Raw genomic sequence first — 11,798 nt, forward strand, 5'->3', positions numbered from 1 at the left:
CCGCACGCGCCTCATCATCACGGGATCCGGATGACCAAGACCATCACCGCGCGAGAGCTTCGCGCCCACTGGGCCGAGGGTCGCGAGATCGCCCTCCTCGACGTGCGCGAGGAGGGCCCCTTCGCCGAGGCGCACCCGCTCTTCACCCTCAGCGTGCCGGTGAGCGAGATCGAGACGAGCCTGCCGGCCCTGGTGCCGCGCCTCTCGGCGCCGATCGTGGTCTACGATTCCGGCGAGGGCTACGCCGCGCGGGCAGCCACGCGCATCACGGCCCTGGGCTACCGCGACGTCGCGATCCTGGAGGGCGGGCTTCAGGCCTATGCGCGCGTCGGCGAGGTCTATCGCGACGTCAACGTGCCCTCGAAAGCCTTCGGCGAGCTGGTCGAGGCGATCCGGCACACGCCCTCCCTGCCGGCGGCCGAGGTCCGGCGCCTCCTCGACGAGGAGACGGACGTGGTGGTGGTCGATGCCCGCCGCTTCGAGGAATTCTCGACCATGAGCATCCCAGGCGGGCGCAGCCTTCCGGGCGGCGAGCTGGTCTACCGCATCCGCGAGGCCGCTCCCTCCCCCGACACCCTGGTGGTCGTCAACTGCGCCGGGCGTACCCGCAGCATCATCGGCACCCAGAGCCTGGTGAATGCCGGCCTGCCGAACCGCGTCGTGGCGTTGCGCAACGGCACGATCGGCTGGACCCTGGAAGGGCTCTCGCTCGCGACGCGCCGCACCGAGCAGGTCGCACCGCCGTCCGAGGAGACCCGCACCTGGGCCCGCGAGCGCGCGGCAGCATGGGCCACCCATGTCGGGGTTCCGGTGGTCGGGGCGGAGGATCTGGCCCGGTTCCGCGCCGAGGCCGAGATGCGCACGCTCTACACCCTCGACGTACGCGACCCCGCCGAGCACGCCCTCGGCCACCCGGCGGGCTTCGCCTCGGCGCCGGGCGGACAGCTCGTCCAGGCGACCGACGAGTGGCTCGGCGTGCGCGGCGCCCGCGTCGTGCTCTACGACGACGATGGCGTGCGCGCCCGGATGGCAGCGTCCTGGCTCGTCCAGATGGGGTGGGACGCCAGCGTCCTGGCGGAGGGTGTGGCACTTCCCGATGCCTTCCCGGTGCCGGCATCCCCCCGACAGCTCCCTCCAGCGGAAGCGGCGCTGACGCCGGGCGATCTCGCGGGCCTGACCGACGCGACCATCGTCGATCTCGCCCGCAGCCCAATCTATCGCCGCGGCCACGTCCCGGGTGCCTGGCACGTTTCGGGGCCGGCGCTGGCCCGCGATCTCGCTGGCCTGCCGGGCGACGGCCCGATCGTCCTGACCTCGCCCGACGGGCGGGTCGCCGCGGCCAATCTCACTGACGCGCGCAGAGCGACGGCGCGCCCGGTGCTAATCCTGTCCGGCGGAACTCGGGCCTGGACGGAAGCAGGCCGGCCGCTCGAGACGGACGAGCGCTTCGTGTCGGAGCCGATCGACGTCTACAAGCGGCCCTACGAGGGCACCGACAACGCCCGGACCGCCATGCAGGGCTACATCGACTGGGAGTTGCAGCTCGTGGCCCAGCTCGCCAACGATGGAATCGCGCGGTTCCGCGTCGCCCGTTCCCCCGAAGATGGAGCCAGGCCAGCGTAGAGGCCGGCCCGCCTCAGGTGACGGCCGTGACCTCGACAGTGATCGGACCGCCGCGCCGGATGGTGTTGTAGACCGGGCAGTGCTCGCGAAAGTGCGTCGTCAGCCGCTCGGCGGTCGGCTGGTCGACGCCCTCGACCGCGAGCGTTACCAGGATGCTGCTGAACCGGCTCTCGTCGGCCTCGTCCCGAACCGCCGTGACCTCGGCCGAGGCGGCCCGGACCACGATTCCGAAGTCGCGCGCGTCGCTCTCGACGCTGGCGAGCGCACAGGAAGCCAGCGCCGAGACCAGGAACTCGATCGGGTTCGGCGCCACCGAGGGCACCCGCCGGATCATCGCCGAGTCGGACAGGAACACCTTACCCTTGCCTTCGAGCACGTAGCGGCCCGCGTCTCCGGTGGTGCGGGCCGTGATGGCCTGAATCTCGCTCATGGTCGCTCGTCCCCTGGTCGCTCGTCCTGTCACCGCCCCGGCGGCCTGGGAGGCTCGGCCGTTGAAATAATAGACAACCTTCGTAGACTACCACGCCAACCATGGAAGCCCGTCCCGCATGCGTCCTCTGTACTCCCTCGGCCTCGCCGCGCTGCTCACGCTCGGCGCCGGCAGTGCCTTCGCGCAGACGCTCACGATCGGCGTCCGGGCCGGGCCGGAATCGATCGACCCGCACTACACCTCGACCGGGACGCATGCCGAGACGCTGAAGCACGTCTTCGACACCCTGGTCTGGGCCGGCGACAACCTGGAGCTCCAGCCGCGCCTGGCCGAGAGCTGGCGGCTCGTCGACGACACGACCTGGGAGTTCAAGCTGCGGCCGGGCGTCAAGTTTCACGACGGCTCGGACCTGACCGCCGAGGACGTGAAGTTCTCGATCGAGCGCTCGCGCAAGATCAGCGGACCGAACCCGACCTCGGTCTATGTCCGGCGCGTCAAGGAGGTGACGATCGTCGATCCCCTCACGGTGCGGATCACGACGAACGGCCCGGCCCCGACCCTGCCGAACGACTTCGTGCGCGTCTTCATCGTGTCCGAGAAGGCGGCGAAGGACTACTCGACTCAGGAGACCGCCAATCCGGGCTTCAACTCCGGCAAGGCGGCGATCGGAACTGGTCCCTACCGGTTCGTGTCCTGGGTGCCGAAGGACCAGCTCGTGCTCGAGCGGTTCGACGGCTTCTGGGGCGGGCGCGAGCCGTGGCAGCGCGTGATCCGCAAGGAGCTGAGCAACGACGCGGCCCGGGTGGCACAGCTCAAGGCCGGCCAGGTCGACGTGATCGCCCGCACCCCGTCCTCCGACGTGGCGACGCTCTCGCGCGACCCGAAGCTCTCGATCGTCTCGACCGGCACGATCTACGTCTTCAACCTCGAATTCGACTTCCGCGAGAAGCCGCCGCAGGTCACCGCCAAGGACGGCTCGCCGCTGGCCAAAAACCCATTCCTCGACGCCAGGGTGCGCGAGGCCTTCGACCTCGCGATCGACCGCGAGGCCCTGGCTGAGTTCGCCACCGAGGGGCAGGCCCAGCCCGCCTCCCAGCTCGTGACGCCGAACATCTTCGGCTACAACCCGGGCCTCACGGCGACGAAGCCCGACGTGAAACGGGCAAAGCAGCTCCTGGCCGAGGCCGGCTACCCGGACGGGTTCAAGGTCACGCTCAGTTTCACCAGCGACCGCCTGCCCGGCGACCGCGAGGTCGGCACGACGCTCGCCCAGATGCTGGCGCAGATCGGCATCGTGGTCGCGGCGAATGCCCAGCCGACCGCCCTGTTCTTCCCGGCGCGCCAGCGCGGCGAGTACTCGCTGGCGATGTGGGGCTGGGCGACCTCGACCGGCGAGGCGCATTACACGCTGTCCTCGCTCACCCATACCTTCGACGCCGCCAAGGGCGCCGGCAACTACAACGTCGTCGGCTACAGCAACCCCGCCCTCGACGGCCTGATCGACGGGGCGGCCGTCGCCCTCGACGAGGGCAAGCGGCGCGGCCTCCTGCAGGAGGCGCTCGCCCTCACGGCCCGGGACCGTCCGCGCCTGCCGCTCGTCATCATCGGCACCGCCTGGGCGGCCCAGAAGGCGAAGGTCACGGTGACGCCGCGGGTGGACGAGGACACGCTCGCGATGAACATCAAGCCGGTCGGGGGGCGCTAGGAACCGTCACCTCCTCGGCGCGGTGGCAGGCGACCTCCACCGGGCCGAGGGGACGCAGGCGTGGCGGCTCGGTGCGGCAGCGCGCGACGGCGAGCGGGCAGCGGGTCCGGTAGGGGCAGCCCTCCGGACGGTCGAGGGGCGAGGGCAGCTCGCCGTGGATCGGCTCCAGGACGGGGGCGTCACCCTCCTCCGTCACCAGCTGGGGCACGCTGGCGAGCAGCGCCCGCGTGTAGGGATGGCGCGCCGCCGTCGCGATCTCCGCCGCCGGGCCGATCTCGACGACCCGGCCGAGATACATGATGGCGATCCGGTCGCAGAGGTGGCGCACCACCCCGAGGTCGTGGCTGATGAACAGCATCGTCAGCCCGAGCTCGCGCCGCAAGCCCAGGAACAGGTTGACGATCTGGGCCTGGATCGAGACGTCGAGGGAGGCGACCGGCTCGTCGCAGACCAGGAGGTCGGGCTGCATCGCAAGCGCCCGGGCGATCGCGACGCGCTGGCGCTGGCCGCCCGAGAACTGGTGCGGGAAGCGGTCGGCCGCGGCCGGATCCAGCCCGACCCGGGTCAGCCAGCCGGCGACGGTGGCGCGGGCCTCGGCGGGCCGCGTCAGCCCGTGGGCGAGCGGGCCCTCGGCCAGGGTCTCGCCGATCCGCATGCGCGGGTCGAGGGAGGCGTAGGGGTCCTGGAACACCATCTGCACCCGCGTGGTGCACTTTCGCTCGGCCACCCGCACCGGCTCGCCGTCGAGGAGAGCCGCGCCGCGCGTCGGCGTCGCGATCCCGGCGGCGATGCGGCCGAGGGTGGACTTGCCGCAGCCAGATTCGCCGACGAGGCCGAGCGCCTCACCACGGGCAACCGCGAGATCCACCGCCTCGACGGCGTGGACCGCGCGGTCCGGAGCAGGCCGACCGAGCGCCGCCCCGAGCCTAGCGAGGAGCGGCGCCGGGACGGGGAAGCGCTTCGTGACGCCCTGGAGTGATAGGAGCGGCGGGGTCATGCCGCCTCCAGCGGGTGGTGACAACGAAAGCCGTGCCCGTCCGATCCGCGTCGCTCCGGGTCGACAGTCCGGCACAGCTCGGTGGCCCGGGTGCAACGCGGATGGAACGCGCAGCCCTCCGGGCGTGCGATGAGCGAGGGCGTCGTCCCGGGGATCGGGGCCAGCGGCGCACCGGGCTGCGCCTGGGCCGGCAGGCTGTCGAGGAGCCCGCGGGTGTAAGGGTGGCGGGGCGCGCGCAGGACCGTCCGCGCCGGTCCGTCCTCGACGATCCGCCCGGCATACATCACCGCGATCCTCTGGGCGATCGACGAGACGACCGCGAGATCGTGGCTGATCCAGATCATCGCCAGACCGGTCTCGCGCACGAGGCCGGTCATCTCGCGCAGGATCTGGGCCTGGATCGAGACGTCGAGGGCGGTGGTGGGCTCGTCGGCGATGACGATCGAGGGGCGGTTGAGCAGGGCCACCGCGATGGCGACGCGCTGGCGCAGGCCGCCGGAGAGCTCGTGCGGGTAGGCGGCGAGACGGCTCTCCGGCGCCGGGATGCCGAGGCGGGTCATCAGGTCGAGGCAGCGCGCCCGCCGCTCGGGCCCCCGGACCCGCCCATGCGCCGCGAGCACGAGGTCCATCTGGCGCCCGACCGTGAGCATCGGGTTGAGCGTCGCCATCGGGTCCTGGAACACCATGGCGATCTCGCGCCCCCGTAAAGTGCGCAGGTCGCGGGGATCGAGGCCCACCAGCTCGCGGCCGCGGTAGCGCACCGAGCCGCCCACGATCCGCCCGGGCGGGTCGACGAGGCCGAGGATCGAGAAGCCGGTGATGCTCTTGCCCGAGCCCGACTCGCCGACGAGGCCCAGCACCTCGCCGCGCCCGAGGGTGAAGGAGACGCCGTCGACCGCCCGCACCAGCCCGGCCCGGGTGGGGAAGTGCGTGCGCAGGTCGGCGACCGCGAGGGCGGGCTCGTCCGTCACCGGCGCAGCCTCGGATTCAGCTGGTCGCGGACCTGGTCGCCGACGATGTTGACCGCCGTGACCAGGACCAAGAGGGCGAGGCCGGGGAAGACCGAGATCCAGTAGCGGCCCGACAGCATGTACTGGAACCCGTTGGCGATCAGCGTGCCCAGCGACGGCTCGGTCGGCGGCAGGCCGACGCCGAGGAAGGACAGGGTCGCCTCGAGCGAGATGGCGCTCGCGACCTGCACGCTCGCCACCACGATCACCGGCGGCAGAGCGTTGGGCAGGATGTGGCGCCACAGCACGCGCGCGCCCGAGAGCGGCGTCGACAGGGCGGCGACGACGTAGTCCTTGTGCCGCTCGGCCGCCGCGGCGCCGTGGGCGGTGCGCGCCACGTAGGCGTATTGCGCCACCACCAGGGCGGCGACGAGCTGGAGCTTTCCCTGCCCGAGCAGGGCCGAGAGCACGAAGGCGAGCAGGATCGCCGGAAACGACAGCTGCAGGTCGACGAGGCGCATCATCGCCCCGCCGATCCGGCCGCCCAGCGCCGCGGTGGTGACGCCGACGGCGGTGCCGATGGCGAGCGCCAGGCCCCCGGCGAGGAGGCCCATCTCGAGGGAGATGCGCAGGCCGTAGAGCATCGCCGAGACGAGGTCGCGCCCCTGCGCGTCGGTGCCGAGCCAATGGGTGTAGCCGCCCGACCCGACGAAGCCCGGCGGGCGCCGCGCGTCGCGCAGCGACAGGGCGGCGAGGTCGTAGGGATCCTGCGGCGCCACGAACGGCGCGAGGAGTGCTAGGAGCACGATTCCCGCCACCACCGCGAGGGCGGCCAGCGCGACCCGGTTCTCGCGGAACTCCCCGGCGAAGCGGCGGAGCGGCGTCTCGTGGATGGTCACTTGCGGCAACACTTGGGGCGTCACGCGGCGCTCCTCGCGCGGCGCAGCCGCGGGTCGAGGGCGGCGTAGGCGAGATCGACCAGGAGGTTGATCAGCGTGAACAGGAGCGAGATCAGCACGAGGTAGGCCACCATCACCGGCCGGTCGAGGGAGGTGATCGAGTCGATGATCAGCTTGCCGAGACCGGGCCAGGAGAAGATCGTCTCGGTCACGACCGCAAAGGCGACCGTCGAGGCGAATTCGAGCCCGAGCACCGTCACCAGCGGGATCGCGATCAGGCGCAGGACGTGGTGGCGCAGGACCGCCCATTCGGACAGGCCGGCCGCGCGGGCGAACTTCACCGTGTCGCCGAGCATGATCTCCAGCGTCCCGGCCCGGGCGAGGCGGATCATCAGCGCGAGCTTGAACAGGGCGAGGTTGAGTGCCGGCAGCGCCAGGTGGGCGAGGCCGTCCAGGGTGAGGAAGCTCCACTCGGTGCCGAGCACCCGCACGGTCTCGCCGCGTCCGCCCGCCGGCAGCCAGCCGAGCCAGACGGCGAAGACGAGGATCAGGATCAGGCCGATCCAGAAGGTCGGCACCGAGACGCCGACCACCGAGACCGCCATCACCGCCCGCGCCGCGGGGCTCGCGGGCCGGTAGCCGGCATACATGCCGAGCGGCACGCCGACCGCCACCGCGATGAGGATCGCCGACAGCGTCAGTTCCAGCGTCGCCGGAAGCCGGACCAGGATGAGCTCCAGGACCGGGACCCCGTAGACGAAGGAGCGCCCGAAATCCCCGTGGACGAGCCGGTCGAGGAAGCCGAGATACTGCCGCCAGAGCGGGAGATCGAGGCCGTAGCGGGCGATCACCTCGGCCCGCACCGTTTGGCTGGCATCCGGTCCGATCAGGACGTCGATCGGGTTGCCGATCGCGTAGACGCCGGCGAAGACCAGCATCGACATCGCCAGCATGACGGTGGCGGCCTGGATCAGGCGCCGGAACAGGAGTTCGGCCATGGCCCTAGCTTGAGCGGGACGAGCGATCGGGGCCGGAGCCCGGCGCGCGGGCCCGACCGCTCGACGCGGGAAGCCCGGCCATCATCGCCAGCCGTCGCGCACCCGCAAGCGCGGCGCGGCGGTTTTCGCCGCACTGGTGCGCGGCGACATCAGGGGTGGGCGGCTGATACGATGTCCGATCGATCGCTCGGCGATTGCTACGCAGTCGCTTCGCGATGCGGAAATCGGCTTCGCCCAGGCGCCGCGGGGGCTGGTGATACGAAGTCCGAAAGGGATCTTCCGGATTTCGTATCACGCCTCGCCGACGCGGTACTGCCGCGGCGGGGCCGCGCCGTTGACGGCGAAGTCGCCGACGGTGCGGTCGCGGTAGATGCGGGGGTTGTGCGTCGCGATGGTGCGGGCGTTGCGCCAGTGCCGGTCGAGGGCGAGGCCGCGCCGGGTCGAGGAGGCACCGAGCGCGTCGAAGAGCTGCGCCGTGGCGTCGAGCACCAGCCCGGTCACCACCGTCACCGCCTGGTTGACCTCGACATCGGCCACCGTGGCGGCGACGGCCGCACCCTCCGCGTCCCCGGCCCGGTCGGCCTCCCACACGCGCCCGACCGCCTCCGCCGCCTTGAGGACGATCGCGCCGGCCGCGTAGGCCGCACCGCGCACTCGGCCGACCACCTGGAGCACCTGCGGGTCGTCGGCGGTGCGGGCAGTATTGCCATGGCTGTAGACACGGGTGCGCTCGGCGACGAGGCGGGCGACGTCGCCGGCCGCAGCCCGGCCGATTCCGGCCAGCGTCGCGAGGTGGACGAGCTGATAGAACGCCACGGCGTAGCGGAACCGGCCGGGATCCGGGTTCACCCAGGCCGCCTCCACGGCGACGCCAGTGAACTTGGCGGTGCCGCTCGCGGTCAGGGCCTGGCCGAAGCCGTCCCAGTCATCCAGCACCTCGACCCCGGCGGCGCGCCGCGGCACCGCGGCGCCGACCGGCTGGCCGGCCTCGTCCACTGCCGCGAGGTGGATCCAGTCGGCGAAGAGCGAGCCGGTGGTGTAGAACTTGGTGCCGTCGAGCACGTAGGCGTCGCCGCGCCGCTTGAGCACGGTCTCGAAGCTGCCGACCTTGGCGGTGCCGGTCTCCGAGACGCCGCTGCCGACCGTCTCGCGCGCGGCGATCCGTGGCAGCCACTGTCGGCGCCAGTCCGGAAAGGCTGAGTTCAGCACGTCCTCGGTGAAGCCGAAATGCGCGCGCAGCGCGTTAGTGACGTTGGGATCGCCCTCGGACAGTTCGATCAGGAGCCCGAACAGCTCCGGCAGGCTCGCGCCGTGCCCGCCCTCCTCTGGCGGCAGCCGCAGGGTGGTGAAACCGGCCTCCTTCAGCGCCGCGAGCTCGGCGTGGGGCAGGCGTCGGTCGTGGTCGCGGGCGGGAGCGCCCGCGCGGATCTCGCGGAAGACCGGCCGGAATCGCTCGGCCAGATCCTCGTAGCGGGCGCTCGGGCCCGCCCCCCAGCCGGCCTGGATCTGCGTCATCACGGTCGTCCCATCCTCTCGGCCGGCGCTTCCCGCTCGGGACCCCGCCACGCCGAACCCTGCGCCGACGCCCTACACATCCGTTCTTTTAAGAGAACGAACTGCGGGCGATCGGCCCTGCGATAGGGATCTTTTCGCCGGAAGTGGCACGCCAGACAAGCAGTCCTGGCCGATTACCCGCGTATTCTAGCGTATTCGAAACAATCATGCTGCGTCGGGGCGGCTACGAAGAAGCCTTCTTCCAATCCTGTCGTTCTACAAAAAGAACATTCTCGTTGACAAGGGTCGGGGCGCGGCCGAGCCTATCGCCTCTCCCCACGCCGGAACTCACGATGACCGCCGATCCGCCCCCATATCGTCCGAGCGGCCGCAGCCTCGTTGCCGCCCTGCTCGGGCTGGTCGCCCTGCTCGCGACCGCCGCCGCTCCGGCCCTCGCCCAATCGATCAGCCCCATCAAGGCGTCCATCGAGAAGCGCGACCTGCGGGTCGGCTTCACGCCGGGGCCCTACGAGGACGCGTTCAAGGCCGGCGCCGCGCCCGTCCTCGGCGCGCAGGGCTACCGCATCGCCTACGCCCATTTCAGCACCGGGCTCGAGGTCAACAAGGCGGTGGCCTTCGACGAGATCGACGCCAACGTGATGCAGCACAGCGTCTACCTGAAGGCCTACAACGAGCGGAACGGCACCGACCTCGTCGGCATCGTGCAGGTGCCGACGCCGCCGATGGGGCTCTACTCGCGCAAGCACAAGACGCTCTCGGCCGTGCGCTCCGGCGCGACGGTCGCGGTGCCGAACGATCCGGTGAACCTGGAGCGGGCGCTCAAGATCCTGCGCGATGCCGGCTGGATCGGGCTGAAGCCCAATGCCAACCCGGTCGACGTCACCGAACTCGACGTGATTGCGAATCCGAGCGGCATCCGCATCGTGCCGCTGGAGGCCGCCCAGGCGCCGCGCGCCCTCGACGACGTCGACTTCGCGGCGATCCAGGGCAACTTCGCGATCTTCAGCGGCCTCAAGCTCACCGAGGCCCTGGCGCTCGAAAAGATGACCGCCCCGTACATCAACGTGGTGGCGGTGCGCCGCGGCCAGGCGGACACGCCGTGGGCGAAAGCCATCGTGGCGGCCTACCGCTCGGACGCATTCCAGGCGGCGATCCGAGCCGACCGCTTCTACGACGGCTTCACCCTGCCGGACTATTTCCGCTGACCCCGCGCCCGTGAGGAGGCCTCACCATGACGAAGCCGATCCGCGTCAACGGGTTCGCGATCCACAGCCCGGTCCATCTCTCGCCCGGCCTGTGGACCCACCCGCGCGACCGCTCGCTCGAGTTCAACACGCTGGGCTACTGGACCGACGTGGCCCGGCTCCTCGAACGCGGCCTGTTCGAGACCCTGTTCATCGCCGACGGCATCGGCATCCACGACGTCTATGGCGGCACGGCCGCGGCGGCCCTGCGCCGCGCCGCCCAGGTGCCGAAATACGATCCGATGCTGCTCGTTTCCGCCATGGCGGCGGTGACGGAGCATCTCGGCTTCGGCATCACCGCCTCGGTGTCCTACGAGCCGCCCTTCACCCTGGCGCGGCGCTTCTCGACCCTCGACCACCTCACGGACGGGCGGATCGCCTGGAACGTCGTCACCGGCTACTCGGCGGCGGCCTCGCGGGCGGTGGGCCGCCCCGGGATCGCCGCCCACGATACCCGCTACGACATCGCCGACGAGTTCCTCGACGTGGTCTACCGCCTCTGGGAGGAGAGCTGGGAGGACGGCGCGGTGTTGCGCGACCGGGAGCGCGGCCTGTTCGCCGATCCCTCAAAGATCCACCGCATCGAGCACACGGGCGAGCATTTCCGGATGGAGGGCATCCACCTCGTCGATCCCTCGCCGCAGCGCACGCCGTTCCTGTTCCAGGCCGGCGCCTCGAACCGCGGCCGCGACTTCGCCGCTGCCCATGCCGAGGCGGTGTTCCTGAGCGACCCATCGAAGGCCGCCATCAAGGCGACCGTGGCCGACACCCGCCGCCGCGCCGCCGACCGCGGGCGCGATCCCGCCGGGATCCTGTTCTTCGCCCTGATGACGGTGATCGTCGGGCGCACCGAGGCGGAGGCGCACGACAAGCACCGAGACTACCTCGCCCACGTCGATCCGGAAGGCGCGCTCGCTCTGTTCTCGGGCTGGACCGGCATCGACCTTGCACCCTACGACCTCGACGATCCGTTTCCGGTGATCCGAAAGGACAATGCGGTCGCCTCGATGGTCGAGTCCTTCGCCCGCTCGGAGAAGACCTGGACGATCCGCGAGATCGTCACCCACAACGCCATCGGCGGGCGTGGGCCCGTGCTGGTCGGCTCGGCCGCACAGGTCGCCGACGCGCTCGAAGCCTGGATGGACGAGACCGACATCGACGGCTTCAACCTGAGCTACGCGGTGACGCCCGAGGGCTACGGCGACTTCATCGACCTCGTGGTGCCGGAGTTGCAAGCCCGCGGCCGCTACAAGACCGCCTACGCGCCCGGCCCCTTGCGGGAGAAGGTTTTCGGGGCTGGCCGCAGGCTGCTGCCGGCGAGCCATCCGGCGGCGCGGTTCCGGCGGGGGGTGGAACGGGGAATCGAGGCGTAGGTCGTCGAAGGACCCCAGATGGAAGGACAGCGTCACGGCCCGAGCCGTGACGCTGTCTCGTGCC

Annotated in this window: 10 protein-coding genes; 4 read left to right on the plus strand and 6 right to left on the minus strand. The window is 71.3% G+C overall.

Annotation, left to right across the window (positions count from 1 at the left end; translation table 11 throughout):
• The first annotated feature begins 30 nt into the window (after positions 1 to 30).
• Positions 31 to 1,623, plus strand: a complete 1,593-nt coding sequence (locus BMX97_RS22035) for a rhodanese-like domain-containing protein (protein ID WP_091753398.1) — start codon at positions 31 to 33, stop codon at positions 1,621 to 1,623.
• A 13-nt stretch (positions 1,624 to 1,636) separates the two neighbouring features.
• Here BMX97_RS22035 and BMX97_RS22040 read toward each other — a convergent pair whose 3' ends face one another.
• Positions 1,637 to 2,053, minus strand: a complete 417-nt coding sequence (locus tag BMX97_RS22040) for an OsmC family protein (RefSeq protein ID WP_091753399.1) — start codon at positions 2,051 to 2,053, stop codon at positions 1,637 to 1,639.
• A gap of 118 nt (positions 2,054 to 2,171) precedes the next feature.
• Here BMX97_RS22040 and BMX97_RS22045 point away from each other — a divergent pair, with 118 nt between their 5' ends.
• Positions 2,172 to 3,758, plus strand: a complete 1,587-nt coding sequence (locus BMX97_RS22045; RefSeq protein ID WP_091753400.1) for an ABC transporter substrate-binding protein — start codon at positions 2,172 to 2,174, stop codon at positions 3,756 to 3,758.
• Here BMX97_RS22045 and BMX97_RS22050 read toward each other — a convergent pair.
• The 5 genes from BMX97_RS22050 to BMX97_RS22070 all read right to left on the minus strand — a co-directional run bounded on the left by BMX97_RS22050 (position 3,736) and on the right by BMX97_RS22070 (position 9,117).
• Positions 3,736 to 4,755: an ABC transporter ATP-binding protein gene (locus BMX97_RS22050; protein ID WP_091753401.1), complete on the minus strand. Its 1,020-nt coding sequence runs from the start codon at positions 4,753 to 4,755 to the stop codon at positions 3,736 to 3,738. The two genes, BMX97_RS22045 and BMX97_RS22050, sit on opposite strands and share 23 nt — an antisense overlap.
• Positions 4,752 to 5,726 carry an ABC transporter ATP-binding protein gene (locus BMX97_RS22055; protein ID WP_091753402.1) on the minus strand — a complete coding sequence of 325 codons (975 nt, stop codon included), beginning with the start codon at positions 5,724 to 5,726 and terminating at the stop codon, positions 4,752 to 4,754. Before BMX97_RS22055 ends, BMX97_RS22050 begins: the two co-directional genes overlap by 4 nt.
• A complete protein-coding gene (locus BMX97_RS22060) occupies positions 5,723 to 6,604 on the minus strand; it encodes an ABC transporter permease (protein WP_091753403.1) in 882 nt (293 codons plus the stop codon). Before BMX97_RS22060 ends, BMX97_RS22055 begins: the two co-directional genes overlap by 4 nt.
• Before the next feature lie 20 nt (positions 6,605 to 6,624).
• Complete coding sequence (locus tag BMX97_RS33355; RefSeq protein ID WP_091753404.1) at positions 6,625 to 7,602, minus strand: ABC transporter permease; 978 nt, start codon at positions 7,600 to 7,602, stop codon at positions 6,625 to 6,627.
• 291 nt (positions 7,603 to 7,893) lie between these two features.
• Positions 7,894 to 9,117, minus strand: a complete 1,224-nt coding sequence (locus tag BMX97_RS22070; protein ID WP_091753405.1) for an acyl-CoA dehydrogenase family protein — start codon at positions 9,115 to 9,117, stop codon at positions 7,894 to 7,896.
• A 332-nt stretch (positions 9,118 to 9,449) separates the two neighbouring features.
• On the opposite strand from BMX97_RS22070, the gene BMX97_RS22075 reads away from it, so the two are divergent.
• Positions 9,450 to 10,322 carry a MetQ/NlpA family ABC transporter substrate-binding protein gene (locus BMX97_RS22075; protein ID WP_091753406.1) on the plus strand — a complete coding sequence of 291 codons (873 nt, stop codon included), beginning with the start codon at positions 9,450 to 9,452 and terminating at the stop codon, positions 10,320 to 10,322.
• Between the two features lie 26 nt (positions 10,323 to 10,348).
• A complete protein-coding gene (locus BMX97_RS22080; RefSeq protein WP_091753407.1) occupies positions 10,349 to 11,734 on the plus strand; it encodes an LLM class flavin-dependent oxidoreductase in 1,386 nt (461 codons plus the stop codon).
• Positions 11,735 to 11,798: the final 64 nt, after the last annotated feature.

Source organism: Methylobacterium sp. ap11 (assembly GCF_900110515.1).
GTDB lineage: Bacteria > Pseudomonadota > Alphaproteobacteria > Rhizobiales > Beijerinckiaceae > Methylobacterium > Methylobacterium ajmalii.